The organism is Sulfitobacter sp. CW3 (genome assembly GCF_019392245.1).
GTDB lineage: Bacteria > Pseudomonadota > Alphaproteobacteria > Rhodobacterales > Rhodobacteraceae > Sulfitobacter.
Window position 1 is genome coordinate 1 of sequence record NZ_JAHXRL010000551.1, and the last position, 237, is coordinate 237.

The window sequence follows — 237 nt, forward strand, 5'->3', positions numbered from 1 at the left end:
TCGGCGGCGGCATCATGAGTGCGACCCTGGGTGTGTGGCTCAATGAGCTGCAGCCGGACTGGTCGATGGAGATGGTCGAGCGCCTCGATGGCGTGGCTGAAGAAAGCTCCAACGGCTGGAACAACGCCGGTACCGGTCACTCAGCCCTGGCTGAGCTGAACTACACCCCGGAAAACAAGGACGGCACCGTTGAGATCCCGAAAGCGGTCGAGATCAACGAAGCGTTCCAGATTTCCC

Annotated in this window: 1 protein-coding gene; it reads left to right on the plus strand. The window is 60.8% G+C overall.

Translation table 11 applies throughout. The annotated features are described in order from the left end of the window. On the plus strand, positions 1-237 hold a 237-nt coding region (locus KZZ06_RS22200), incomplete at both ends, for a malate:quinone oxidoreductase (protein WP_219582059.1).